Source organism: Mucilaginibacter sp. JRF (assembly GCF_015223065.1).
Taxonomy (GTDB): Bacteria; Bacteroidota; Bacteroidia; order Sphingobacteriales; family Sphingobacteriaceae; genus Mucilaginibacter.
Genome location: NZ_JADFBY010000001.1, coordinates 1,261,064 through 1,284,393, shown reverse-complemented (window position 1 = coordinate 1,284,393; position 23,330 = coordinate 1,261,064). Strand labels below are relative to the sequence as shown.

Sequence of the window (23,330 nt, the reverse complement as noted above, 5' to 3'; positions counted from 1 at the left end):
CTTCATATACGGCTTATATATTTTAAGCGTGTTCGTAATGGCTTTCGCCAAGGCAACGCTTTATGGTGCTAATAAGTTCATCAAGTTCAAATGGTTTCGGGATGAAGGCATCGCATCCATAATCACCAAAAGCTTCCAGTAAACGCGGGTAGCCTGATAGTAATACTACCGGTAGCGATGTTGTTAGCTCATTGGCTTTAATTTCACGGCAAAGCTCACCGCCATTCACCCCTGCAAGCAAGTGGTCAAGCAATACAATATCCGGCTGGTAAAGGCTAATGGTTTGTGTAATATCGTCGGTATACAGCAATGCTGTAACAGTAAACCCTTCAGGGGTAAGCACGTCAGTCATCAATTCCAGCATCTCCGGCTGGTCGTCAATGATCAGTATATTCGTTATCATTTCAGTTGTATGATCGGTACTGTAATAACGTGCAATTATCAGTATTTGTTTCCTTAGTGATAACTTTCGGTATAAAAATAACGGAGATTTTATTTGGGCTTAACATGCTGTGCATTGGCATGTAAAGTTGATATTAATAGGTATAAAAACAACAAAGGCCCGTGCAGGGGCCTTTGTTGTTTTATACAAGTACGGGTACCGATGCTTCCTGCTGCGTTAACTGAAGCAGTCCGTCGTAATTGGCTATGGCTATGCTTTTGCCCGAGAGCGTGATAAGCTTTTCGGCCACCAGCTCATTTATCACGCGGAAAACGGTTTCGTACGTAGCCCCGGCATATGAGGCAAGATCCTGTCGGCTTAGGTCGATATTAATATATCCTTCTGGGGAAGTTCCAAATTGTTTATTGAGCAGTATCAAGGCTTCGGCAACGCGGCCCTTAACCGGCATGTGTGCCAGGTTGCGCATCTTTTTTTCAGACTCGCGTAACTCATCGGCAAAAAACATCAGTAATTGATAAGCAAATTCAGGGTTAACCTTTAAACTTGCCTCAAAAAACTCCATATCAATAAAACATACCACACCAGCCTCAAGCGCTGAGGCCGAAACCGGGTAAACGGCTTCATTGCCAATGCCGCGATGGCCTAAAATTGCACCATCATTAGCAAAGCGTATAATTAATTCCTTCTCTGCATCCCATTTTTTATAAACTTTAACAGTTCCTGAATAAACAAAGTAAACTCCGTTAACAGGATCGCCCTCTTTAAATATTTTTTCTCCTTTTTTAACTTTAAAGTTTTTTTTATGCGCTAAAATTGCCGCATGCCACTCTTTTAGAGCGTGCTTGCATAAAAAACACGTGCAATCATTGGTTATTAAGTTCTTTTTGACCATTAGTGTGGGGGTATGTCACTCGCAAAATTGCTTAATTTTAAATAAATATCCGAAAATTGTTTAAATATTTAATTTATAGTGACAAGTTTTTTAAAAATATAAAAACTAATCAGCTAAAAGCTTCTAATAAATAATTATTTTTTGATGATTAAGCGTTTGGTTTATGTGAATTATTGTAGATGAATGTAAAAACCGTCGCCGTTAAATTACTAGCTTAATGTATTTATTACACTATGATAACTGCTTGCATTTATTTTTTGGCAATATTTGCATATGATAAATGATGCATCGCACCAACAAAAACTCGAAAAATTAACAGAGATATCAGCACCCTACAAAGCTTTTTTATATGATTGCGATGGCACCCTTGCCGATAACATGCCTGCACACAAAGCAGCATATGTAAAGGTGGCTGCCGATGGCGGTTTGGTTATTGACGGCGCTATTGTTGATGAACTGGCGGGTTGGCCGGTAATTAACGTGGTTGAAGAAATAAACAAACGCTACAACAGCACATTTGACCCGATCGCTTTTGGCGAGAAGCGTTACCAGGTGTTTTATGATGAATATATTGAAAGTACACAACCTATTACCTATGTGGTCGATCATTTAAAGGCGCATGTTGGTAAGGTGCGCATAGCCGTGGTATCAGGCAGCGGGCGTAAGGCGGTTGAGCGCACGCTGGGTATATTAGGTATATTAGATTTGGTAGAAGTATTAGTATGCGCCGGTGAAACCGAACATGGCAAACCATACCCTGATCCTTTTTTGGCCGCTGCCGAGCAATTAGGTGTTAACCCTGCCGATTGCCTGGTGTTTGAAGATGGCTTAGCCGGTACCCAAGCCGCCGAAGCCGCCGGAATGCAATGGGTACGTATCGATAAATTGTAACTTAGCTGTATTGAATTATTGTTGCTGGTGGGATGTTTTTACCTTGTTAAAGTATTCTATCAGCTTATCAATATTATTGAGGTTGAACTTGTTTTGCTGAATAAGGTTAACGACCTCGGGTTCATCGCCCATAATATCGCTCATAATATCGTTAAAATTGATAGGGGTGAGCATCATCATTTCGGCTGTATTGGCGCCAAAGTAATAGGCGATCTTTTGTCTGTCGCCATTGCCGTTACCGCCGAGCGATATACCTACGCCGCCACCAACACCACCGTATCCGCCGCTATCCATACCGAATCCACCTGACAGGCCCGGTCTGATACCAAAGCCTCCTGATTTACCTGCTCCTTTGCCGGTATAAAGTTTTATTTCCTCGTTAAGCACTACTCTTACAAAATCAAACTCTTTGCCTGCCCACATGGTATTGCCGGGGGCATGGGCAACCACAAAGCTATCGCGCCCAATGGTAAATGATCGTAGTTCGCCGGCGCTGAGTTTGATAGGATTCATTTTATCGTCGAGCTTGTATTCTATAAAAGCTTCCTCTTTTACCGGACTTTTGCCTTTTGGGTTAGGGTTGATAAAACCTGTTTGCCTGATGCCTTTGGAATCGGTAAAACTGCCCGCCTGCCATTTTTGTGCTGAGGCGGTTAATGTAGTGCCAATAATAAGTAGTAATGCTAAGCAGCAATTTTTCATTATAAAAATTTAATCTATCAGCGATGGTTCAACACCGGTGTTATAAAGTATCACCAGTTCGTCCATATCGCCATAACGGAATGTTTTGTCTTTTATTTTAGCGGTAACCTTGGGTTTATCGGCCATAATGGTGCTGGTGATATCCACAAAGTTTTGCATGGTAATGGCAGACAGCGAGTTTTCATCTTGTCCGTAATAATAACCATTATAGCTTTTTAAAGCACCGGCATGTCCGCCAATCTCGGCACCGGTTTCGCCGCCAAGTATACCACCGACCATGGAGCCTTTGCTGAATTTTTTTACCAACGGCCGCGATACATATATTTTAGTTGGCCCATTGGTTATCACCTGAACAATCACCGCCTGGTTAAATACCGGCGCGTGCGATACCCTGAAGCTGTCCTTCTCAACAGTAAATCCACTCATTTCGGCAGCTGTAAGTTTTATTTCTTTATCTTTTTTGGTGGGTTTGTATAAAATGTGCTGCTCGTCGCGCTTTATTAGTCCGGTGTTTTTATTGCCGTTCAAGTCGTAATAGCTGCCTTTTTTCCACTGCGCGCTGGCGCTAAGTGTGGTTATCACTAATATAAGTGATAAGCATATTCTGTTAAATAATTGCATAAGTTAAGGTGTTTTGTGTTGATTGACTGAACGTTTGCACAATGGTTTAACAGGATGTTGCAAGCCGTGCAATTTGATGATATTTTTTTGCGCATAAGGGCTTAGCTTTGTAAGCTAATTTACTACAAAATAACCAACATGCAAATAACGGTCGACTTCCGCAGCGATACCATAACCAAACCCACACCGGCCATGCTTGAGGCCATGATGAATGCCAAAGTTGGCGATGATGTTTTTGGTGAGGATGAAACCGTTAACGCGCTCGAAGAAAAGGCCGCGGCCTTGTTCGGTATGGAGGCGGGTTTGTTCTGCCCGTCGGGCACCATGACCAACCAGATCGCCATAAAATGTTTTACCCAACCTATGGATGAACTAATAGCCGACCAAACCGCGCATGTTTACTGGTATGAGGGCGGGGGTATCGCTTTTAATTCGGCAGTGTCAACCAGGTTACTCAATGGCTACAGAGGCATACTTACTGCCGAAATGATAGAGCCTGAAATTAATGCCGAAAACATACATTACCCCAATACCAGCCTGGTAGTACTCGAAAATACGGTGAACAAGGGCGGGGGCAGTTGCTACACGCTCGAACAAATAAAACCCATAGCCCAGCTTTGCCGTGAGAATAACCTCAAGTTACATCTTGATGGCGCTCGCATATTCAACGCCCTTGCTCATACAGGCGATAGCGCTGTTGATTATGGTAAATATTTCGATGGTATATCAGTATGCCTATCCAAAGGTTTAGGTACACCTGTTGGCTCGGTATTATTAGCCGACAAAGAAACTATCAAAAAAGCACGACGTATACGCAAAGTATTAGGCGGCGGCATGCGTCAGGCCGGTTTTCTGGCCGCGGCAGGTATCTACGCGCTTGATCATCATGTTGATCGATTAAAGGTAGATCATGCCCATGCCCGTATATTGGCCGATGAGCTTAGCCAACGCAATTGGGTAACCCATGTTATGCCTGTTGAAACCAACATTGTATTATTTGATACCATTGAGCCCGCTGACTTGATAGTAGCCAAACTCGCCGAAAAAGGCATTAAATGCGGCACTACCGATAAACACCGCATCCGCTTTGTAACACACCTTGATGTACATGCTGATGGTATTGAGTATGCGGTTAAGGTTTTAAAGGGATTGTAATAGTATTTATATACATACCTGTCATTTCGAGCGATAGCGAGAAATCTGCACGCTTTCATTGCCAAGCGACAGATTTCTCCTCGTACCTCGTTCGAAATGACATGATTTTTGGGTGATATAAATGAAGTCCTCCCTTTCGGGGAGGATTTAGGAGGGCTATTCAATCAAACTGATTCTGCAACCTTTCTAATCGCTCAATGATCAAATTAAGCTTTTCCTGCTCCATTTTAAATATGCGGTCTTTTAAATAGAAAGCCACATACAACAACCATACAATGGTAAAGCCATAAAACGAAAAGCGGAATAATTGTGATGAATGCTCGAGTACCTCAAATAGGTACAATGATAAACCTATGGTAATGAGCAGCAGATATAAATAATATAGCCATCCATACAGATTTGACCGGCGGTGCTGATACTCTTTTAATCCCTGTAAATATCCAACGGGATGAATGGTGACATCCTCTTTTGATACCAGTCTGTAATCCTTTATCATTACAAACATATAAAGCAGCATGGTACATAAAATAATGCCAATACCGCAATAGGTTACCCACGATTGAAATACCAGGAACAGCATCACTATCAATACCGCAACCGAGCCTATCAGCATACTGAATATGCCTCGTAACAACCTATTATTAAGGCTTCCCACTCCACGTTTCACCTGCTTCAGCGCCTCGTCTACCGAAAGCTGATCGCGTTTTGGCTGATCCTGCCAAACCGACATTATATGATCAAAGTCTTTCATACTGGTTGTATAATTCTGTTAACTTTTGTTTAATACGATGAATTTTTACCCGCAGATTGCCTTCGGATATTCCCGATACTTCAGCAATTTCGGGGTAGGGCATTTCATCAAGCACCATAGTTATAATAATCCTTTCAGATTCTTCCAGCTTTGAAATACATTTATAAAGCAGGGCCACCTGCTCGTTCTTCTCAGATAGTTCTTCGCGTTTGGTTTCCGCAATTTGCGGTGTCAGTTCGTCCTTAGCCTGGCGTTTTTCAGATCGCAGGTAAGTTAGGCAGGTGTTAACCGCAATACGATATATCCAGGTGGATATCATGGCCTGGTTACGAAACTTGTCCAGGTTTTGCCAAACCTTTAAAAAGGTTTCCTGTAGCAGATCATGCGCCGCATCATCATCCCCGGTGTAACCATAACACAGGTGGAATATTTTTTTTGAGTTAGCTTCAAAAATTTGCTTAAAGGCTGCTTCTTTATCGGGCACGCTTGCAGTTAATTGTTTTATGGTTTAGATAGCAAAGTTATTATTATGTTACAACTCATAATCAATAATATTTAACCATTGCAGTTTTTTATCAGCATCGCTCAATAGCTGCTCATAATCAGGTATATGATCATGCCGTACATCCTCATGCAGTTTGTTAATGTTGTTGCGTACCTTTTCTAACTGCTTAGCAAATATCAATCGCAAGGGCTTGTATGAAGTTTTGCGGTCAGCATATTGCAAGTAATTCTCACCAAAATTTATCAAAAGCTCGATCTCTGTAGTTTTTGAACCGGTGAACTTTACGTATTTATTAATCAACCTTAATATTTTGCGCAGAGCCTTGGCCGCGAAATAACTTTGCGATGGCAGCTGACTAAACATAAAACCGATCTCGCCTTTAACCTGGATTATAAAAGCGGCTTCATCATTCGCTTCAAATAGCAAATAGGCCAATAACTCCTTATTTTCTTTTTTATAGCGGGCAAGGCGTAGCAACAGCTCAGCCATTTGGGTAGAGGGCAAGTGTTGAAGTTCCTTTTTTATATTTTGTAGTCCGTACGTAGTAACGCTCATATCAGGTATAACATCTAAGGCAACAAAGTTCTATTATTCATTTAAATATTGATGATATAACTTATGTTTGAGGTAATAAACAACATTAGTTATCTTAAAGTAAGATTTTGTATCCACGAACATTAACCAAACTACAATTATTAATTGTAGGGGCTTTTTTATCTGTAGTAGGGATATCCTTAATGTTTGTCCAGGGAAAATATTTTGCCCATGTTAAACCATATGTTGCATATTCAGGGTTAGCCGTATGTGCTACCGGACTATTTATATTGAAATTTCATAGAGATATTATTGACTTTAAACATAGAAAAGGATTATGATAGTAACTACCAGTACACATTTAGAGGGTTATAAAGTAACCGAACATTTAGGCGTAATCCGTGGCATCACCGTTCGCTCACGTGGCGTTGGCGGTAATTTTTTGGGTGGATTGCAAACCATTTTCGGTGGCCGTAACAGCATTTACACCGAGCTTTGTGAGCAAGCCCGTCAGGAAGCATATAACCTGTTGATATTACATGCGCAGGAAGTTGGCGCTACCGCTATTATAAACATGCGTTATGATGCCAACGAAGTAATGCAGGGCGTTACCGAAGTGCTGGCTTATGGTACCGCGGTTAAGGTAGCTAAGGTTGATGTATGATAAGCAGGTTTTCAACCCCTGCTTTTATAAACGGTGTATTTTTGTAGCTTTGGGGTTTAACTGACTTGCATGCGCCGTAGCAAACTTACACTTTACATATTTATAGCCCTTGTTGTGGGCGTGGTAACAGGGTATTTATATAATACCCTTGTTATTAATGATATAAACACCAATTTATCCGCTGCCGACGCGCAAATTAAAACTATCGATACGCGCCTGGCTGCCATTACCGATACCACTGTTGCCGGTTATAAACAACTTAAAGTTCAACGCGCCGAACAGGTAATCATCCGCAAAGCTAATGATACTGCCCGCGAGGACAAGCTGGTAGCCTTCAATGTACTTAGCGATATATTTTTACGGCTGATAAAAATGATCGTAGCGCCATTGGTGTTCACCACATTGGTGGTGGGTGTTGCCAAGGTGGGCGATATTAAGGCTGTTGGCCGTATAGGTGGTAAAACGCTGCTCTGGTTTTTAAGTGCTACCCTGGTATCGTTATTATTAGGCATGGTGCTGGTTAACTTTTTTGAGCCGGGCAAGGCCATGCATTTACCTTTGCCTGATAGCCATATTAATACAGGCGTACAAAAGGCCGCGCTTTCTCTGCGTGATTTTATTAGCCACGTTTTTCCTAAAAGTATCATCGAGTCGATGGCTAATAATGAGATTTTGCAGATCGTGGTATTCTCCCTGTTCTTTGGTGTAGCCACCGCGGCCATTGGTGAAAAAGGGGAGGTGGTGATCAAGGCAATGGATGCCATTGCTCATGTTATCCTTAAACTGACAGGCTACGTAATGAAAGCCGCACCGCTTGCGGTATTTGGCGCTATCACAGCCATTATTGCTAAGCAGGGCTTAGGTATTTTATCAACCTACGCCATATTTATCAGTGAGTTCTATTTTTCGTTAGTGATATTATGGCTGGTTGTTATACTGGCCGGATACTTTGTTTTAGGCAAACGCGCACTTACGCTGGTTAACAATATTAAGGATGCCATGCTGGTAGCCTTCAGTACCTCAACCAGCGAGGCGGCTTATCCGCGTGTACTGATGGAACTGGAGCGCTTTGGCTGTAACAATAAGATAGTAAGCTTTGTATTGCCGCTGGGCTATTCGTTCAACCTTGATGGCTCTATGATGTACATGACCTTTGCCTCGCTTTTCCTGGCGCAATCATACAATATTCACTTATCGTTCGAGCAGCAACTTTCTATGCTATTAGTGCTGATGCTTACCAGTAAAGGTATAGCAGGCGTACCGCGAGCATCGTTAGTAGTAATTGCAGGCACAATAGCCATGTTCAACATCCCCGAAGCTGGCCTTGCCCTACTAATCGGCATCGACCCATTACTTGATATGGGCCGCTCAGCAACCAACGTATTGGGTAATGCTATGGCTACTGCGGTAGTGAGTAAGTGGGAGAAAGAAATTGACTAAATGTAATTTTTAGTTATTCGATTTCAAACTATGCCAACGAATAGCGATTTTCGCGCCGATTTGTACAGGAGAATCAATCTGTGTAGTCATCAATAAAATCTGTGTAATCAAAGTAAATAAATGACTTTAAAAAATAAAAAGATCTTCCTTGCTGCCAGTGTTGTGGTGCCGTTTTTGGCTTATTGTTTTTACTATTATGGTATGATGGTTAAGAATGCGCCATATAAGTTCAATGAGTTTCAGTACATGGTATTTGAATATGGCAATGGCGATAGTTTGGTAAATAAATTTAACTCAAAAACGCACAACTATCAGTTTATTGATGGCCGCGATTCGCTGGTGAAAACCACATTGAAGTTGAATAAGGATGATCTGTTATACCTTCACCGTAAGGCTGCCGATCTGGGTTTTTGGGATTTTCCGGCGCAGGAGGTGAATAGTGCAAAGCGTGATCCTAAAGTGCCGTATTATGTTATTGAGTTTAACTATATGCGCAAAAGCAAAAAAGTTTTATTTCAATCCAACTACCAGGGCAACGAAAAGTTGATCGATGCCAACCAACGCCTGATCAAGGAGATACAGCGTATATTAAGCGACGCCGAGCAACGAAATAAAAAATAGTTGCTTGTTGGTATTTGATAGATTAATATCTATATTTGCACCTCGAAATTTAAAAAACATAATTTATAACAATGTACGCAATAGTAAGTATAGCCGGACAGCAATTTAAAGTTGCAAAAGACCAGCAGATCTTTGTACACCGCTTACAGGGAGATGAAGGCGCTAGTATTGAATTTGACACAGTATTGTTAGCAGAAAACGAAGGTAAATTCAAATTAGGTACTGATTTGAAAGGCGCTAAAGTATCAGCTAAGATCTTGTCGCATGTAAAAGGTGATAAAGTGATCATCTTCAAAAAGAAGAGAAGAAAAGGTTACAAAAAGAAAAACGGTCACCGTCAACAATTTACCAAAATCGAGATCACAGGTATCGCTCTGTAATTATTGTTTAATCCCGAAGGTTGTTTATCCTTCATAAAAAGATATAAGAAATGGCACACAAAAAAGGGGCCGGTAGTTCCAAAAACGGCCGTGAATCGCATAGCAAACGCTTAGGTATCAAAATATTCGGTGGTCAGCCTGCAATCGCTGGTAACATCATCGTTCGTCAGCGTGGTACCCCACACAACCCAGGCCTTAACGTAGGTATCGGTAAAGATCACACTTTATTCGCTCTTATTGATGGTCAGGTTGTTTTCAAAAAGAAAGCTGATAACCGTTCATACGTATCAGTTATCCCTTTTGAAACTGAGGCAGTAGCTGAAGTAGCTGCACCTGCTCCAAAAGCAAAAGCTGCAACCAAAGCGAAAGCTGTTAAAGCTGAAGCTCCGGTAGCTAAAGAAACTGAAGGTACTGAAGAAGCTGCTGTAGCTGAGTAATTTTCAGTATAAATAATATTACCACATAAAGGCTGCCCGCAATGGCGGCCTTTGTTTTTTTGTTGCAAAATATATTTAGCGTACAAGCAGCGCCGCTATTGTATATACTAATTAATAAGTATATCTTTGCACCCACAATTAATAAAGTATTAACAGCTTTAATATTATTCAAGCAATGTATTTAAGTAAAGAGGCGAAACAAGAAATTTTCGCGAAACATGGTAACAGTGCTGCCGATACAGGTTCAGCAGAAGGTCAGGTAGCGTTGTTTACAACCCGTATTGCTCACTTAACCGGGCACCTGAAAAAAAACAAAAAAGATTTTGCAACTCAGTTATCACTGCAAAAGCTTGTAGGTAAACGCCGTGCATTACTGGCTTACCTTTATAATAAAGATATTGCAAGATACCGTGCTATCATCAAAGCTTTACAGCTTAGGGATATTATCAAGTAATCTTCAATCGTATTGCAAAAAAAGCCGTTCGTTAAATACGAATGGCTTTTTTACTTTTGTCGCAAGTTTTTAAACACTATAAAACAACCGGTGCGTTCCTGAAGATGAAAAACGCATCACAATAAAAACAAAATGAGTTATAACGCAATTAAAAAGGTATTTGATTTAGGTGACGGCCGCACCGTTGAGATCGAAACCGGCAAACTGGCCAAACAAGCTGATGGCTCGGTAGTAGTAAAACAAGGTGATACCATGTTGCTTGCTACTGTAGTATCATCGCCTGAAGCAAAAGAAGGTGTTGACTTTTTACCACTTTCGGTTGATTATCAGGAAAAATATGCTTCCACCGGTCGTATACCAGGTGGTTTTTTACGTCGTGAGGCACGCTTGTCAGACTATGAGGTATTGATCTCTCGTTTGGTTGACCGCGCTTTACGTCCATTATTCCCGGAGGATTACCATGCCGATACACAGGTAATGATCTCTTTGATCTCGGCAGACAAAAACATTATGCCTGATTGCCTTGCCGGTTTGGCAGCATCAGCGGCATTAGCAGTTTCTGATATTCCGTTCAACGGCCCTATATCAGAAGTTCGCGTAGCTAAAATTGATGGCAAATTAGTTATCAACCCAACCCTTAGCGATTTAGAGCGTGCTACATTAGAGTTTATCGTGGCTGGTTCTGAGTTCGACATCAACATGGTTGAGGGTGAATCAAAAGAAATTCAGGAAGAAGAACTTGTTGAGGCTATTAAATTCGCTCACGAGGCTATCAAAGTACAGGTACAAGCTCAAAAAGAACTTGCTGCCGAAGTTGGTAAAACCGAAAAACGCGTTTACAGCCATGAGCATAGCAACGAAGAATTAAAGAAACAAGTTTATGCAGCTACTTACGATAAAGTTTATGAAGTAGCTAAATCAGGTTCAGCTAAACACGAGCGTCATCTTAAATTACGTGAGATACGCGATATTTTCACCGCTACTCTGGGTATCGAGATCGACGCGGTTACTGAAAGCCTGATCAAAAAATATTTCCACGATGTTGAGTATGATGCAGTACGTAACCTGATCCTTGATGAGGATATGCGTTTGGATGGCCGTAACTCAAAACAAATACGCCCGATTTGGAGCGAAGTAGGTTATTTGCCTGCTGCTCACGGTTCGGCGGTATTTACCCGTGGCGAAACCCAGGCATTAACCACCGTTACTTTGGGCGCTAAGGATGATGAGCAAATGATTGATGGCGCGTTCATCAACGGTTACCAAAAATTCATCCTGCACTATAACTTCCCTGGTTTCTCAACCGGTGAGGTTCGTCCTAACAGGGGTGCTGGTCGTCGTGAAATTGGTCACGGTAACCTGGCTATGCGTTCATTAAAACAAGTATTACCTGTTGCTGATGAAAATCCATACACTATCCGTGTGGTATCTGATATATTGGAATCAAATGGTTCATCATCAATGGCTACCGTTTGCGCGGGTACATTAGCGTTGATGGATGCCGGTATCAAGATCCAGGCTCCTGTATCAGGTATCGCGATGGGTTTGATCACCAATCCTGAAGGTACTAAATACGCTGTATTGTCTGACATTTTGGGCGACGAGGATCACTTAGGCGATATGGACTTTAAGGTAACCGGTACCGAAAATGGTATTGTTGCCTGCCAGATGGACTTAAAGATCAACGGCCTGTCATACGAAGTATTAGCTAAGGCTTTACATCAGGCTAAGGATGGTCGTTTACACATCCTTAACGAGATGAAGAAAACCATTTCTGCACCTCGCGAAGATTACAAACCACACGCTCCGCGTATCATCACCATTAAAATTGATAAAGAATTTATTGGTGCGGTTATCGGTCCCGGTGGTAAGATCATCCAGGAAATGCAACGCGAAACCGGTGCTACCATCTCTATCGAGGAGGTTAACAACCAAGGTATCGTACAAATTTTCGCTGATAACAAAGCCTCTATTGATCAGGCTGTTGCCCGCATCCGCGCTATCGCTGCTAAACCAGAGGTAGGTGACATTTACGAAGGTAAGGTAAAATCGATCATGCCGTTTGGCGCGTTCATCGAGATATTACCTGGTAAAGACGGTTTGCTGCACATATCAGAGATCGACCACAAGCGTTTTGAAAGCATGGACGGCATCTTCCAAGTGGGTGATGAAGTGCGTGTAAAACTGCTTGACGTTGATAAACAAGGCAAGCTTAAATTATCAAGAAAAGCTTTGCTTCCAAAGCCGGAAAGACCAGCTGAAGAAAGCAAATAATTTATTATAATTGCATTAAGAAACCCTCCCTAAAAGCGAGGGTTTCTTTTTTTAAAGATGAGTTTGAATAGTGATTTAATTGTTTTAGCAACAAATATTATTTTTTTAAAACTTTTAGAACTATCGATTGTACTGCATAGTTAGATGGTAAACTATATTCGGTGCTTAATTAAAAAATGAATTTTACACCCCTCGATCCTTTAGAATTTCTGAGCAAGAACCCACAGGGGGTAAAATCTGACGCGCAGGCAGATTTGGTGCAGCTGTTGCTGTACGAGATCATCCGTGTGAAGGATATTATTAAGTACTATGAATCGATACCTAACGGGGCAGGGCAGCTGGGTGCGTCAATTTTAAATGAGTTAGTGTCTGAAGCCTATACCTCATTGGTAAATTACGATACTGTGCTGATGAAAAAATACTACGATTTGTTGTTGAATTGCGATTGATACAGGGCTTTTTTACATTAAATAAATTAAACCGCACCACACCAATGCCTATATTTACCGCCATGAAGCCTCTAATTGCCCCTTCTATTCTTGCGGCGGACTTTGCCAACATGCAACGTGATATTGAAATGCTGAACCGTAGCGAAGCCGACTGGATTCATGTTGATGTTATGGATGGTGTATTCGTACCGAATATTTCTTTTGGTTTTCCGGTGATTAACGCGGTTAAAAAGTATGCTACCAAACCGTTGGATGTTCACCTGATGATAGTTGATCCTGACCGTTATTTAAAAGCTTTTAAGGATGCCGGTGCTGATGGCATTATGGTACATTATGAAGCTTGTACGCATTTGCATCGTACCATACAAGCCATTAAGGATTTGGGATGCAGGGCAGGAGTGGCGTTAAACCCGCATACCAATGTAAGCTTGCTAGAAGATATTATTACTGATGTTGAGCAGGTGTGTATCATGTCGGTTAACCCGGGCTTTGGCGGTCAAAAATTCATTGATAATACCTACAAAAAAATAAAGCAGCTACGCACGCTTGCAGAATATCACAATCCGGAACTTTATATTGAGATAGATGGTGGGGTAGACGTAAAAAATGCCGCTAAACTCATTGAAGCCGGGGCTAATGTACTGGTGGCCGGCAGTTCGGTATTCTCCTCCGAAGATCAGCTTGAGGCCATATCAGCGCTTAAAAATTCGGTACCTCTGCGCGAGGTGTAAATCACATCATCCTGATTGTTAATAAAGTGTCGCTTTTTTTCAACAAAAAGCAAATAATCTCTATATACTTTGTCAAAATAATTAACTTCGACGCGTTAATATACTAACTGACCAAAGTGTTTTAGCGTTCACATTTCAATAATTATATGAAACATAATTTTGGTGCCGGGCCGGGCATATTACCCCAGGAGGTTTTAAAGCAGGCTGCTCAGGCTGTTATCGATTTTAATGGAACTGGTTTATCAATACTTGAGATATCGCACAGATCCAAGGAGTTTGAAGCCGTTTTAGACGAGGCTGTACGTTTGGTTAAAGAGTTATTTAGCTTACCTGAAGGTTATTCGGTATTGTTTTTACAAGGTGGTGCAAGCACACAGTTCGCGTTAGTACCTTACAACCTGTTACCGGAGGGTGGCAAGGCCGCATACCTTGAAACCGGTGTATGGGCTAACAAAGCACTTAAAGAGGCTAAATATTTTGGCGAGGTTGCTGTAGTGGCTTCATCAAAAGAGAGCAACTTTACCTTTATACCAAAGGATTTTGAAATACCTGCTGATGCAGCCTATTTCCACATAACATCAAATAATACTATTTACGGTACGCAGCTGCAAAGCTTCCCGTCGTCGCCGGTACCGGTGGTTTGCGATATGTCGTCAGACATATTTAGCCGCAAGATCAACGTAGCTGATTTCGGTTTGATCTACGCCGGTGCGCAAAAAAATATGGGTCCTGCCGGTGTTACACTGGTAATTGTTAAGGATGAGATATTGGGCAAGGCAGATCGTAAGATACCTGCAATGTTCAACTATCAAACTCAAATTGAAGGTGGTTCAATGTACAATACGCCTCCGGTGTTCGCTATCTACGTATCAATGCTTACCCTGAACTGGGTGAAAGCAAAAGGTGGCGTTGAAGCTATTGAACAGGAAAATATCGCGAAATCAAAAGCATTATATGCCGAGATAGATCGTAACCCGCTGTTTAAAGGTGTTGCTGCTACTGAAGATCGTTCGCACATGAACGTTTGCTTTGTGGCCGAAAACCCTGAGCACGAAAAACCTTTCCTGAAACTATGCGACGAAAAAGGCATAGTTGGCATTAAAGGCCACAGGAGTGTAGGCGGTTTCAGAGCCTCAATTTATAATGCGTTGCCAATAACCAGCGTTCATGTGCTGATAGAAACAATGCAGGAGTTTGCCGAAAAGAATAAATAATATGGTCAGTAGTCAATGGTGAGCGGTCGGTAAGTATTTCTGACAATGACCAATGACGGAGTGACCAATGACATACAAGACAAATGAAAATATTAGCTAATGACGGTATCGATCCGGTAGGTAAGCAAATGCTTGAGGCTGCTGGCTTTACCGTTGATACCAACAATATACCGCAGGATGAATTACCTGCACGTTTAAATGAATATGATGCCATCACCGTGCGTAGCGCCACAAAAGTGCGTAAAGCCCTTATTGATGCCTGCCCTAACATTAAACTGATAGGTCGTGGTGGTGTAGGTGTTGATAATATTGATGTTGACTACGCTAAAGAAAAGGGTGTAGCCGTTTACAATACCCCGGCTTCATCATCATTATCAGTTGCCGAACTTGTTTTTGGTCACTTATATGGTGGTGTACGCTTTTTGTATGATAGCAACCGCAAAACACCGGTTGAAGGCGCTACCAACTTTAACGGACTTAAAAAAGCTTACGCTAAAGGAGTTGAGCTACGTGGTAAAACTTTAGGTATTCTTGGTTTTGGCCGTATCGGTCGCGAAGTGGCCAAGATAGCTATCGGCGTAGGTATGGAAGTTTTGGCCTATGATCTGTATCCTTTCAATCCTGAATTAGAGATTGTTTTGGGTGGCGGCACTAAGGTAAAGGTTCCGGTAAAAACAGCTTCGTTTGAAGAAGTGCTTAAACAATCGGATTTTATTACCCTGCATACTCCGTTTGTAGACAAAGCTTTAATTGGCGAAGCAGAGTTAGAATTGCTTAAAAAAGGTGTAGGCCTTGTTAACTGCTCACGTGGTGGTTTGATTGAAGAAACTGCATTAATTGCAGCCCTTGACAGTGGTAAGGTATCATTCGCGGCATTGGATGTTTTCGATAATGAGCCAACTCCTCGCCAGGAAATTCTATCACATCCAAAGATCTCGTTAACCCCACACATCGGCGCGGCAACCAACGAGGCTCAAGAAAGAATAGGCGTAGAGCTTGCCAGCCTGATCATTGATCACTTTAAGAAATAGTAGTTTTATTGAACTATATTTAAAAGTCCACGGGCAGTAATGCTCGTGGACTTTTTTTAGCCCTTCTAAATCCTCCCCGAGGGGGAGGACTTTAATAATCCTTGTCATTTCGATCGAGGTACGAGAGAGAAATCTGTCGCTTGGTTATGAACGCGTACAGATTTCTCGCTAACGCTTCGAAATGACAAAAGGAATAAAAATTACGTCATTGCGAGGTACGAAGCAATCCCCGAGAGATTTGCTTGAAGAATGTCCTAAAGAGATTGCTTCGTACCTCGCAATGACGCGATATTTTACAATATATAATCAACACCCTTTTCAGGAACCACAGCCTTATAACCCGCTCCCTCAATTGAAGTAGCCAAAGTATCCATGCTCGAAGTTTCGCCGTGTACCAGGAAAACAGTTTTAAGTTTACTCTTATCCTGAGATAGGATATTACCCATCAAATCATCATGATCGCCATGCGCGCTTAGTACGTCGGTTTGTTTGATGGTGGCGTAAACGGCAAGATCACGGTCTTTAATATGGACGATTGGATCGCCACGTAATAGGCGATGGCCAAGTGTACCCTTAGCGCAATAACCTATAAAGAGGATAGTGCAATAGTAGTTCTGGATGTTGTAGAACAAGTGATCCTGTATACGGCCACCCTCCAGCATACCTGCTGATGATATGATGATGCAGGGCTCAAAATAATTGGATACCTGCCTGCTATCCTTTAAGGTTTCAACATACGTAAGATTATCAAACTCAAATTCGTCGCCCTGTTTGTTATAAAATTCCTGAGCCTCGTCATTAACCAAATAATGGTATTTGCGGAATATTCGTGTGGCCATAACCGCCATCGGACTATCAACAAAAACTTTAACTGCTGGCAGTAAACCACTGCTAAATATTTTGTTAAGAGCAAACACGAGTGATTGTGTACGCCCAATACTGAATGCCGGGATAATCAAACGACCTTGTTCTTTGATGCAGGCTTTTTCGATGGTTTCAACCAAAGCCTGCTCAACGGTTCTATCTTTAGTGTGATAACGCCCGCCGTAGGTAGCCTCACTTACCAGGTAATCAACCGGGGGCAATGGCTCCGGATCATTAAGTACCGGGTAGTCCTTTCGGCCGATATCGCCGGTAAAGGCTATAGTTTTTTCTTGGCCGTTATCATTTACCTTCAACACAGCCGCGGCTGCGCCGAGTAAGTGCCCGGCGGGTATAAAGGTAAGCTCAACATCTCCAGTAAGGCGAAAGGGTTTGTTGTAGCCGATAGTTACAAAGCGCTCCATAGTATCCATTACATGCTTTTGCAGATACAATGGTTGCGAACCGCTATTGGCCTTACCACGGTTTCGACCATGCTTGCGACCCTTGTTAGCCTTGTTCATGAAAATACTAACAGAATCCAGGAGTAGCAATTCAGTCAGATCAGCAGTGGGAGCTGTGCTCAATATCTGGCCTTCATATCCCAGGCGTATCAGCGTAGGCAAATTGCCCGAGTGATCAATATGGGCATGGGTGAGTATCACTACATCAATATCCGATGGTCTGAACGGAAAGTCCTCGTTACTTTGCAGGTGCCTTTCACGCTCATAATCCAAACCACAATCAATCAGTATCTTATAATTGTTTACCTCAAGCAAGTGCATGCTTCCGGTAACCTGGCGGGCGGCACCATGTATAGTTAGTTTCATTAAATTACTATCAGTTAGTTACCTGCGGTGCAGGCTTGGCGGAGTAATTGTACTCCATCGGCTAAGTTAAGCCAAAATGAGCTGTTTACAGTTAGTTAAAATAAATGTTACAAGGTCCGCGAGTTTATTCAAACTCGATAATCACGCTATCGCCCAGGTTAAGGCCTAATAAGCCACTGGCGTTGCCTTTGTTAATGGCAATCTCTAAATGATCGCTAATGCCAAACAAGCAAAGCTTTTCGCCCTCCGGTACTTCGTTGTAATGCCAGCTCAGGTGGTTAATGGTTTCGTTGCGCTTAAAGTATAGCGTAAACCTGCGGCCTTGCTGTATGGTATTGAAAAACTCCTTGGTTATGTTGGTAATCACGTTTTGGAACGAATCAATATAGATCACCGCGCCTTTAATCAGGTTCCTTTCAACCACCGGTTGCAGGTTCATCTTTTTCTCGATGCCGTTAATTCGTAAACCTATCTCCTCAATAGGGTCGCCATTAGCCAGGTGGCATGCCGCCTTAACAAAAATATCAGCCAGCGGAAAGTGCAAAAACTTCAAGTCCTGCATAATGTTTATCTCATAAACCTCATCGGGTTCTTCGTCAAACATCAGCGAGAATATGCCATTATCGGCACCCACAAAAAAATGATTCTTGTAATGTATGGCCAGGTATTTGGTAAACGAGTTGTATACTGTATCAATACCTATTAGGTGTACCGTATTGTCGGGGAAATAGTGGTAGCTGTTCTTTAAAATAAAGGCAGCCTGCTGTATATTAAAAGTTGAAACGCTGTTGGTAATATCAACAATATTAACCTCGGGCAACAATTTTAAAATACTCCCCTTCAGTGCTGCAAGGTATATATCCTTATCGCCAAGGTCGGTAGTTAAAGTTATTATTGCCATTAATTATTTAAATATTTATTGCTAATCTTGTACAAGCGATAAGCGCTACAAATATTCAATTTTTAATTCATAAAAATCAGCAACTAAAAATCAATTTGTATTGAACGAGTTAAAATTATCAATCGAAAACATCAATCCTGCAGTGCTTTGGGGGCCTAATAATGATCATTTTGAGATCATTAAAAAACAATATCCAAAGTTAAAAATAGTTGCGCGTGGCAGTGAGGTAAAGGTACTTGGCGATGAGCATGAGCTGTCGGTTTTTAATGATAAGTTTAAGTATCTGCTTCAGCATGTTGAGAAGTATGATAACCTCAACATAACTGATATTGAGCGCATTTTAGGTTCAAAAGTATCGCTTGCCCCGGCTATTGATGCCCCTGTAGATAAATCAACCACAGGCGAGGTTATCGTTTTCGGGCCTAATGGCATTATGGTTAAGGCGCGTACCAATAATCAGCGCCGCATGGTGGATAGCATCCTGAAAAATGATGTTCTGTTCGCTATTGGCCCTGCCGGTACGGGTAAAACCTACACTGCGGTTGCCCTGGCAGTACGTGCCCTCAAAAACAAAGAGATAAAACGCATTATACTTACCCGCCCGGCTGTTGAGGCAGGGGAGAACCTGGGGTTTTTGCCGGGTGACCTGAAAGAAAAGATAGACCCGTACCTGCGCCCGCTTTATGATGCGCTGGATGATATGATACCTCCCGAAAAACTAAAGGTTTACCTGGAAAATCGTACTATCGAGATAGCTCCGTTGGCGTTTATGCGTGGCCGTACGCTTGATAATTGCTTTGTGATATTGGATGAGGCACAAAACGCTACTGATATGCAGTTAAAGATGTTTTTAACGCGTATGGGGCCTACAGCCAAATTTATTGTAACGGGCGACGTAACACAGATCGACTTACCTAAAAAACAGCAATCAGGCCTACACACCGCCTTGCGTATACTTACCGACATAAAGGGTATCGATATTATTTACCTGAGCGGTGAGGACGTAGTGCGCCACAAGCTGGTAAGGCGTATACTGGAGGCTTACGGGGATATACAGTAGAAAGACTATAGTCAATAGTTCATGGTTCATATATTTGTGCCATGAATTATAAATTATTGGTAACAATGCTATTTACAGTTTATAGTTATTTCCATGAACTATGAACCATCAACTATTAACTCATAAATGGACGCTATAAAAGAAACAAACTTCAATTTTGACGGGCAAAATGCTTTTTACAAGGGCAAGGTGCGCGATGTATATACTATAAAAGATAAATACCTGGCCATGGTGGTTACCGACCGCATATCAGCATTTGATGTGGTTCTGCCTGAGCCAATTCCGTTTAAGGGGCAGGTGCTTAACCAGATAGCCGCTAAGTTTTTAAAGGCTACTGAGGATATTGTACCTAACTGGGTGATCAGCGTGCCTGATCCAAGTGTTACCATTGGCCGTATATGCGAGCCGTTCAAGGTAGAGATGGTGATACGTGGCTACTTGGCCGGCCATGCCTGGCGTGAGTATAGCGCGGGCCGTAGAGAGGTTTGCGGTGTTGCTTTGCCCGATGGTTTGAAAGAGAACGACAAGTTGCCTCAGCCTATTATTACCCCAACTACCAAAGCAGCAGTAGGCCATGACGAGGATATATCAAAAGAACAGATATTGGCTAAAGGGATTGTATCTGCCGAGGATTATGAGAAACTGGAAGCTTACACACAGGCGCTTTATGCCCGTGGTACCGAAATAGCTGCCGAACAAGGCCTGATATTGGTTGATACCAAATATGAGTTTGGCAAGGCCGATGGTGTGATCTACCTGATAGATGAGATACATACGCCCGATTCATCGCGTTATTTTTACAGTGAGGGATATGCCGATCGTCAGGAAAATAATGAGCCGCAAAAACAGCTTTCAAAGGAATTTGTTAGAAAATGGTTGATCGAGAATAATTTTCAAGGTAAGGATGGCCAAACAGTGCCTGAAATGACCGAGGAAAAGGTATTATCAATATCTGAACGTTATATTGAACTTTATGAAAAAATAACGGGCGAAGCATTTGTCCGTTCGGCAAGTGATGATATTTTGAAGAGGGTGGAGGCTAATGTTAAGCAAGCTTTGGCTGACTTATAATTTTTTACATAAAATTAAAAATTTGCTATATTAGCTAATAAAAATTTGACCATGAAATTTACTGTTGACAAACACGAGAAGTACATATTGGTGAAGCTGAATGAATCAAAGTTAAATTCATTGGTTACTCCACAACTTAAATCCGAATTGATCCTGATCAATACCGAAGGCCAGCGCAACATCATCCTTGATCTGTCGCAGGTTAAATTCGCCGATTCATCAGGCTTAAGCAGTCTTTTAGTTGGCCACCGTTTGTGTAAAAATGCCGAAGGTGTATTTATACTTTGTGGTTTGAATGAAGCCGTTAATCGCCTGATAAACATTTCACAATTAGAGAGTGTGTTGAGCATTGTACCTACCTGCGAAGAAGCTATCGACCTTATTTTTATGGAAGAGATAGAAAAAGAGCTTAAAAGGGAACTAAAATAACTTTTTGATTGTTCTCCGGGTATGAAGTTTGAGGTTACTATACTTGGAAGCAGTTCGGCAACACCTATCTACAACCGAAACCCTACCGCCCAGGTACTAAATATTAACGAACATTTATATATGGTTGACTGCGGTGAAGGCAGTCAGCAGCAAATGATGCGGTTTGATATCAAAGCAAGCCGCATCGATTGTATATTTATCAGCCACCTGCACGGCGACCATTATTTGGGCTTGGTAGGTTTGCTATCATCACTGCATCTAAACGGCCGTAAAAAGGCCATGAACCTGTTTGGTCCTGCACCATTGATCGAGATCATTGAGATGCAGCTCAAATATTCAGAGACCACACTTCAATATCCGCTGGTATTTAAAGCTACAAGCCCCGAAAAGCCTGAGCAGATATTTGAAAATCATGATTTTACGGTAGAAACCATCCCATTGCTGCATCGTATAGCGTGCACCGGTTTTGTGTTTCGTGGTAAAAAACGTGCCCGCAAACTGATAAAAGAACGTATTGATGAGTTGGAGGTGCCGGTAGCATACTTTAGCGCTATAAAGGCCGGCAAGGATTATACAGCGCCCGATGGTACTGTACACCCAAATGCGGGCCTTACTATACCACCGGCTGAGCCTAAAACTTATGCTTATTGTTCGGATACTTTGTATAGCTCGCATTACTTTGAGCAGATAAAGGGTTCAACATTATTGTATCACGAAGCAACGTTTATGAATGATATGCTCGAAAGGGCTAAGGATACCTATCATACAACTGCCCTGCAAGCGGCCGATGTAGCCATACAAACAGGTGCGGAAAGATTACTGATAGGCCATTTCTCAGCACGCTACAAAACGCTGAATGATCTGCTTGACGAAGCGCGTTCTGTATTCCCTGATACGGAGTTGGCTGTTGAGGGGAAAACTTTTATTGTTGATGAATAACGGTTAAGCTTTCTGCTTATTCAGTATATCACTAACTATCATCTCCGCATGCACCCGTGAGTTTTCAATAAACCACAAATGCGTATCCAGCCCGCCGCAAACCACACCGGCAAGGTACATGCCCGGATTATTGGTTTCCATGGTGTCTTGATTATATTGCGGGATGAATTTATCTTCCGATAATTCAATGCCCAAGTTTTTCAGGAAATTGAAGTTTGGCTTATAGCCTGTCATCGCCATAACAAAATCATTGGGGATAGTTACAATGCCTTCGGGAGTTTTGATGTCGGCTTCATGCTCACGCACGGCTGCCAGCTCTGAGTTAAAATATGCTTTTATGCTGCCTTCCTCAATACGGTTAATAATATCAGGCCTTACCCAATATTTAACACGGCTGCTCACTTCGCTGCCACGTACCACCAGGGTAACATCAGCTCCTTTACGGTAAGTTTCCAGCGCTACATCAATAGCCGAATTGCTGGCACCCACCACTATCACTTTTTGCATGGCATAGTAATGTGGGTCTTTATAATAATGCTTTACCTTGGGCAGATCTTCACCGGGGATATTTAAATTAACCGCGATATCATAAAATCCGGTAGCCAATACTACATACTTAGCCTGATAGGAGCTCTTAGAGGTAGTTATATCATAATGCTCTCCGTTGTGTTTTACCTCCGTAACTTCTTCAAATAAATTGATGGGTATTTGGTTGGATAATGCTACGCGCCTGTAATACTCCAACGCTTCGGCACGATTTGGTTTGTTGTTAATGGTTACGAAAGGAATGCCACCAACCTCCAACCTGTCCGAAGTGGAGAAGAATGTCATGGTATACGGATAGTTATACAGCGAATTAACCAGGCAGCCTTTTTCAATTATGCGGAATGATAGTCCGGCTTTTTGGGCTTCTAAACCACACGCCAGGCCAATAGGGCCGCCACCAATAATTAACAGATCAAGCATCAGATAAAAGTATATTTCGCTAATATAAACAATAGGGTAGGCAACAAAATGTAAATTATGTTTACTTACCCTTTACTGACCAAACAGAAATGCAAAAGGCCATCTTGTATCAAGATGGCCTTCG

27 protein-coding genes are annotated in these 23,330 nt (G+C 42.0%); 17 read left to right on the top strand and 10 right to left on the bottom strand.

The annotated features are described in order from the left end of the window. Nucleotides 1-22: 22 nt before the first annotated feature. Nucleotides 23-403, bottom strand: coding sequence for a response regulator (locus IM792_RS05305; RefSeq protein WP_194100735.1), 381 nt, complete (start codon nt 401-403; stop codon nt 23-25). A 181-nt stretch (nt 404-584) separates the two neighbouring features. Next, complete coding sequence (locus IM792_RS05300; protein ID WP_194100734.1) at nt 585-1,295, bottom strand: Crp/Fnr family transcriptional regulator; 711 nt, start codon at nt 1,293-1,295, stop codon at nt 585-587. A gap of 273 nt (nt 1,296-1,568) precedes the next feature. Here IM792_RS05300 and IM792_RS05295 point away from each other — a divergent pair, with 273 nt between their 5' ends. After that, nucleotides 1,569-2,186 (top strand): HAD-IA family hydrolase, encoded by a 618-nt coding sequence (locus IM792_RS05295; RefSeq protein WP_194100733.1) that lies wholly within the window; start codon nt 1,569-1,571, stop codon nt 2,184-2,186. A 15-nt stretch (nt 2,187-2,201) separates the two neighbouring features. On the opposite strand, the gene IM792_RS05290 is transcribed toward IM792_RS05295, so the two are convergent. Next, nucleotides 2,202-2,888 (bottom strand): hypothetical protein, encoded by a 687-nt coding sequence (locus IM792_RS05290; RefSeq protein WP_194100732.1) that lies wholly within the window; start codon nt 2,886-2,888, stop codon nt 2,202-2,204. A gap of 9 nt (nt 2,889-2,897) precedes the next feature. Then, nucleotides 2,898-3,470, bottom strand: coding sequence for a hypothetical protein (locus tag IM792_RS05285; protein ID WP_194100731.1), 573 nt, complete (start codon nt 3,468-3,470; stop codon nt 2,898-2,900). A gap of 183 nt (nt 3,471-3,653) precedes the next feature. Here IM792_RS05285 and IM792_RS05280 point away from each other — a divergent pair, with 183 nt between their 5' ends. After that, entirely contained in the window at nt 3,654-4,664 is a 1,011-nt protein-coding gene (locus IM792_RS05280; RefSeq protein ID WP_347343798.1) for a GntG family PLP-dependent aldolase, read from the top strand. Between the two features lie 160 nt (nt 4,665-4,824). On the opposite strand, the gene IM792_RS05275 is transcribed toward IM792_RS05280, so the two are convergent. Genes IM792_RS05275 through IM792_RS05265 form a run of 3 tightly spaced genes read right to left on the bottom strand, consistent with a single transcriptional unit; the run spans nt 4,825 to nt 6,475 of the window. Next, nucleotides 4,825-5,415 carry a hypothetical protein gene (locus tag IM792_RS05275; protein WP_194100729.1) on the bottom strand — a complete coding sequence of 197 codons (591 nt, stop codon included), beginning with the start codon at nt 5,413-5,415 and terminating at the stop codon, nt 4,825-4,827. Continuing rightward, nucleotides 5,402-5,899, bottom strand: a complete 498-nt coding sequence (locus IM792_RS05270; RefSeq protein ID WP_194100728.1) for an RNA polymerase sigma factor — start codon at nt 5,897-5,899, stop codon at nt 5,402-5,404. The genes IM792_RS05275 and IM792_RS05270 overlap by 14 nt, the downstream gene beginning before the upstream one ends. A 48-nt stretch (nt 5,900-5,947) precedes the next feature. Further along, nucleotides 5,948-6,475, bottom strand: coding sequence for a hypothetical protein (locus IM792_RS05265; RefSeq protein ID WP_194100727.1), 528 nt, complete (start codon nt 6,473-6,475; stop codon nt 5,948-5,950). A gap of 316 nt (nt 6,476-6,791) precedes the next feature. Between IM792_RS05265 and IM792_RS05260 the strand changes: the two genes are divergently transcribed. The 11 genes from IM792_RS05260 (at nt 6,792) to IM792_RS05210 (ending at nt 16,149) form a co-directional block, all read left to right on the top strand. Continuing rightward, nucleotides 6,792-7,118: a YbjQ family protein gene (locus IM792_RS05260; protein WP_194100726.1), complete on the top strand. Its 327-nt coding sequence runs from the start codon at nt 6,792-6,794 to the stop codon at nt 7,116-7,118. A gap of 69 nt (nt 7,119-7,187) precedes the next feature. Further along, a complete protein-coding gene (locus tag IM792_RS05255; protein WP_194100725.1) occupies nt 7,188-8,558 on the top strand; it encodes a dicarboxylate/amino acid:cation symporter in 1,371 nt (456 codons plus the stop codon). Nucleotides 8,559-8,678: 120 nt separating this feature from the next. Continuing rightward, the gene (locus tag IM792_RS05250) at nt 8,679-9,179 is read left to right on the top strand and encodes a hypothetical protein (RefSeq protein ID WP_194100724.1); all 501 of its coding nucleotides are present in this window, start codon (nt 8,679-8,681) and stop codon (nt 9,177-9,179) included. A 71-nt stretch (nt 9,180-9,250) separates the two neighbouring features. Then, nucleotides 9,251-9,559: a 50S ribosomal protein L21 gene (rplU, locus tag IM792_RS05245; protein ID WP_194100723.1), complete on the top strand. Its 309-nt coding sequence runs from the start codon at nt 9,251-9,253 to the stop codon at nt 9,557-9,559. 50 nt (nt 9,560-9,609) lie between these two features. Beyond that, nucleotides 9,610-9,996: a 50S ribosomal protein L27 gene (gene rpmA, locus IM792_RS05240; RefSeq protein WP_194100722.1), complete on the top strand. Its 387-nt coding sequence runs from the start codon at nt 9,610-9,612 to the stop codon at nt 9,994-9,996. Between the two features lie 175 nt (nt 9,997-10,171). Next, on the top strand, nt 10,172-10,450 hold the full coding sequence (rpsO, locus tag IM792_RS05235; RefSeq protein ID WP_194100721.1) for a 30S ribosomal protein S15: 279 nt from the start codon (nt 10,172-10,174) through the stop codon (nt 10,448-10,450). A 132-nt stretch (nt 10,451-10,582) separates the two neighbouring features. Further along, nucleotides 10,583-12,724, top strand: a complete 2,142-nt coding sequence (pnp, locus tag IM792_RS05230) for a polyribonucleotide nucleotidyltransferase (RefSeq protein WP_194100720.1) — start codon at nt 10,583-10,585, stop codon at nt 12,722-12,724. Between the two features lie 176 nt (nt 12,725-12,900). Further along, nucleotides 12,901-13,173, top strand: coding sequence for a hypothetical protein (locus IM792_RS05225; protein ID WP_194100719.1), 273 nt, complete (start codon nt 12,901-12,903; stop codon nt 13,171-13,173). A 62-nt stretch (nt 13,174-13,235) separates the two neighbouring features. Next, entirely contained in the window at nt 13,236-13,904 is a 669-nt protein-coding gene (rpe, locus tag IM792_RS05220) for a ribulose-phosphate 3-epimerase (protein ID WP_194100813.1), read from the top strand. A 146-nt stretch (nt 13,905-14,050) separates the two neighbouring features. Continuing rightward, complete coding sequence (serC, locus tag IM792_RS05215) at nt 14,051-15,118, top strand: 3-phosphoserine/phosphohydroxythreonine transaminase (protein WP_194100718.1); 1,068 nt, start codon at nt 14,051-14,053, stop codon at nt 15,116-15,118. An 83-nt stretch (nt 15,119-15,201) separates the two neighbouring features. After that, nucleotides 15,202-16,149, top strand: coding sequence for a D-2-hydroxyacid dehydrogenase (locus IM792_RS05210; RefSeq protein ID WP_194100717.1), 948 nt, complete (start codon nt 15,202-15,204; stop codon nt 16,147-16,149). 293 nt (nt 16,150-16,442) lie between these two features. Here the strand turns inward: IM792_RS05210 and IM792_RS05205 are convergent, their stop codons facing one another. Next, nucleotides 16,443-17,840, bottom strand: a complete 1,398-nt coding sequence (locus IM792_RS05205; protein WP_194100716.1) for an MBL fold metallo-hydrolase — start codon at nt 17,838-17,840, stop codon at nt 16,443-16,445. Between the two features lie 124 nt (nt 17,841-17,964). Beyond that, a complete protein-coding gene (locus IM792_RS05200) occupies nt 17,965-18,741 on the bottom strand; it encodes an SAM-dependent chlorinase/fluorinase (RefSeq protein ID WP_194100715.1) in 777 nt (258 codons plus the stop codon). Between the two features lie 100 nt (nt 18,742-18,841). On the opposite strand from IM792_RS05200, the gene IM792_RS05195 reads away from it, so the two are divergent. From IM792_RS05195 to IM792_RS05180, 4 genes are all read left to right on the top strand, one after another. Next, the gene (locus IM792_RS05195) at nt 18,842-19,801 is read left to right on the top strand and encodes a PhoH family protein (protein ID WP_194100714.1); all 960 of its coding nucleotides are present in this window, start codon (nt 18,842-18,844) and stop codon (nt 19,799-19,801) included. Nucleotides 19,802-19,927: 126 nt separating this feature from the next. Then, a complete protein-coding gene (locus IM792_RS05190) occupies nt 19,928-20,872 on the top strand; it encodes a phosphoribosylaminoimidazolesuccinocarboxamide synthase (protein ID WP_194100713.1) in 945 nt (314 codons plus the stop codon). A gap of 51 nt (nt 20,873-20,923) precedes the next feature. After that, nucleotides 20,924-21,301 (top strand): STAS domain-containing protein, encoded by a 378-nt coding sequence (locus tag IM792_RS05185; RefSeq protein WP_194100712.1) that lies wholly within the window; start codon nt 20,924-20,926, stop codon nt 21,299-21,301. Between the two features lie 21 nt (nt 21,302-21,322). Next, entirely contained in the window at nt 21,323-22,240 is a 918-nt protein-coding gene (locus IM792_RS05180) for a ribonuclease Z (protein WP_194100711.1), read from the top strand. A gap of 3 nt (nt 22,241-22,243) precedes the next feature. On the opposite strand, the gene IM792_RS05175 is transcribed toward IM792_RS05180, so the two are convergent. Beyond that, a complete protein-coding gene (locus IM792_RS05175; RefSeq protein WP_194100710.1) occupies nt 22,244-23,206 on the bottom strand; it encodes a YpdA family putative bacillithiol disulfide reductase in 963 nt (320 codons plus the stop codon). Nucleotides 23,207-23,330 lie beyond the last annotated feature (124 nt).

Coding starts and splice junctions, on each gene's coding strand:
- IM792_RS05305 (WP_194100735.1), bottom strand. CDS start 403: ATGATAACGAATATACTGATCATTGACGACCAGCCGGAGATGCTGGAA.
- IM792_RS05300 (WP_194100734.1), bottom strand. CDS start 1,295: ATGGTCAAAAAGAACTTAATAACCAATGATTGCACGTGTTTTTTATGC.
- IM792_RS05295 (WP_194100733.1), top strand. CDS start 1,569: ATGATAAATGATGCATCGCACCAACAAAAACTCGAAAAATTAACAGAG.
- IM792_RS05290 (WP_194100732.1), bottom strand. CDS start 2,888: ATGAAAAATTGCTGCTTAGCATTACTACTTATTATTGGCACTACATTA.
- IM792_RS05275 (WP_194100729.1), bottom strand. CDS start 5,415: ATGAAAGACTTTGATCATATAATGTCGGTTTGGCAGGATCAGCCAAAA.
- IM792_RS05265 (WP_194100727.1), bottom strand. CDS start 6,475: ATGAGCGTTACTACGTACGGACTACAAAATATAAAAAAGGAACTTCAA.
- IM792_RS05260 (WP_194100726.1), top strand. CDS start 6,792: ATGATAGTAACTACCAGTACACATTTAGAGGGTTATAAAGTAACCGAA.
- IM792_RS05255 (WP_194100725.1), top strand. CDS start 7,188: ATGCGCCGTAGCAAACTTACACTTTACATATTTATAGCCCTTGTTGTG.
- IM792_RS05250 (WP_194100724.1), top strand. CDS start 8,679: ATGACTTTAAAAAATAAAAAGATCTTCCTTGCTGCCAGTGTTGTGGTG.
- rplU (WP_194100723.1), top strand. CDS start 9,251: ATGTACGCAATAGTAAGTATAGCCGGACAGCAATTTAAAGTTGCAAAA.
- rpmA (WP_194100722.1), top strand. CDS start 9,610: ATGGCACACAAAAAAGGGGCCGGTAGTTCCAAAAACGGCCGTGAATCG.
- rpsO (WP_194100721.1), top strand. CDS start 10,172: ATGTATTTAAGTAAAGAGGCGAAACAAGAAATTTTCGCGAAACATGGT.
- pnp (WP_194100720.1), top strand. CDS start 10,583: ATGAGTTATAACGCAATTAAAAAGGTATTTGATTTAGGTGACGGCCGC.
- IM792_RS05225 (WP_194100719.1), top strand. CDS start 12,901: ATGAATTTTACACCCCTCGATCCTTTAGAATTTCTGAGCAAGAACCCA.
- rpe (WP_194100813.1), top strand. CDS start 13,236: ATGAAGCCTCTAATTGCCCCTTCTATTCTTGCGGCGGACTTTGCCAAC.
- serC (WP_194100718.1), top strand. CDS start 14,051: ATGAAACATAATTTTGGTGCCGGGCCGGGCATATTACCCCAGGAGGTT.
- IM792_RS05210 (WP_194100717.1), top strand. CDS start 15,202: ATGAAAATATTAGCTAATGACGGTATCGATCCGGTAGGTAAGCAAATG.
- IM792_RS05205 (WP_194100716.1), bottom strand. CDS start 17,840: ATGAAACTAACTATACATGGTGCCGCCCGCCAGGTTACCGGAAGCATG.
- IM792_RS05200 (WP_194100715.1), bottom strand. CDS start 18,741: ATGGCAATAATAACTTTAACTACCGACCTTGGCGATAAGGATATATAC.
- IM792_RS05190 (WP_194100713.1), top strand. CDS start 19,928: ATGGACGCTATAAAAGAAACAAACTTCAATTTTGACGGGCAAAATGCT.
- IM792_RS05185 (WP_194100712.1), top strand. CDS start 20,924: ATGAAATTTACTGTTGACAAACACGAGAAGTACATATTGGTGAAGCTG.
- IM792_RS05180 (WP_194100711.1), top strand. CDS start 21,323: ATGAAGTTTGAGGTTACTATACTTGGAAGCAGTTCGGCAACACCTATC.
- IM792_RS05175 (WP_194100710.1), bottom strand. CDS start 23,206: ATGCTTGATCTGTTAATTATTGGTGGCGGCCCTATTGGCCTGGCGTGT.